This is a genomic window from Bacteroides faecichinchillae JCM 17102, assembly GCF_000614145.1.
GTDB lineage: Bacteria > Bacteroidota > Bacteroidia > Bacteroidales > Bacteroidaceae > Bacteroides > Bacteroides faecichinchillae.
This window is the reverse complement of sequence record NZ_BAKK01000120.1, coordinates 1-999: the sequence shown is the minus strand read 5'-3', so window position 1 is coordinate 999 and position 999 is coordinate 1. Positions and strand designations below refer to the sequence as shown.

The following is a 999-nucleotide window of genomic DNA, read 5'->3' as shown; positions in this document are numbered from 1 at the left end:
TGATGCTTTTTGTTCATGTCGATCTTCAGGAACAGAAAGAAGTCCTGACCCTGTCAGCCATCACTCGATACATGGTACTCCGCGGTGAGAGTACTCCAGCTGTGATTCCCGATGAACAAATGTTACGCTTTAAGTTCATGCTCGATTATTCGGAAGAAACAATCAGTATGAGTTCTTCACCGTTATCACCGGGCGAGAAATTCGTGTAATCAAAGGTCCTTTGGCAGGATTGGAAGGAGAGTTGGTGACAGTTAATGGTAAATCAAAAGTTGCCGTTCGTTTAACGATGTTGGGATGCGCTTTTGTCGATATGCCTGTAGGCTGTGTGGAGCCTATTGATTAAGAATCCGAATAGGATATATAGAAAAATAATTGGGTATGGGGAATATATTACTACAAGAGAAAATTGAAACTCTGAGAAATTTGGCAGACACCTTGCTACACATCGGTGATAGACAGGATAATGTGTTTGTCGATGATTTCACTCTGCTTAATAAAAGCATTTATGATCTGATCAATGAATTGTATTCTCAAAGAGGCAAAACATTAGAGCAAGAAGCCACTTTATGTTTAGCTCTTTTAATGGGATATAGTGTGTCGATGTACGCTAATCCGGATGACGAATTCAAAAAACAATCAGTTCTAAAGCGCTCTCGGAAAATTCTTCCAACTCTTCCCCCTTCTTCTGTAAAAGAACAACTACTTGTATTTTGTAATGAATTGAATAACTCATTTGAAATCAATTGATATTTATTAATTAGTAAATGAAAATACGAAAACTATTTAGTGTATTTCTCTTCTTTTTGATGTTAGGAAGTACCTCTTCACTAATGGCACAGACCATGAGTGATCCACAAGTACTTGAATATGTAAAAGAGGGCATCAAACAAGGAAAAGAGCAAAAGCAGATAGCTTCTGAACTAGCACGCAAAGGTGTGACCAAAGAACAAGCGATTCGCGTTAAAGAATTGTATGAGAAGCAGAATAATGTAAATACTT

2 protein-coding genes and 1 pseudogene are annotated in these 999 nt (G+C 37.6%); all 3 read left to right on the top strand.

Features of this window, described 5'->3' with window-relative positions; translation table 11 throughout:
* Positions 1-343 (top strand): annotated as a pseudogene (locus tag JCM17102_RS28740) (UpxY family transcription antiterminator); the annotation flags it as partial.
* Between the two features lie 35 nt (positions 344-378).
* Positions 379-747 (top strand): UpxZ family transcription anti-terminator antagonist, encoded by a 369-nt coding sequence (locus JCM17102_RS21005; RefSeq protein ID WP_025076567.1) that lies wholly within the window; start codon positions 379-381, stop codon positions 745-747.
* Between the two features lie 17 nt (positions 748-764).
* Positions 765-999, top strand: a 235-nt coding sequence (locus tag JCM17102_RS25415; protein WP_199901487.1) for a hypothetical protein, incomplete at its 3' end; no start/stop codon positions are given.

Coding starts and splice junctions, on each gene's coding strand:
- JCM17102_RS21005 (WP_025076567.1), top strand. CDS start 379: ATGGGGAATATATTACTACAAGAGAAAATTGAAACTCTGAGAAATTTG.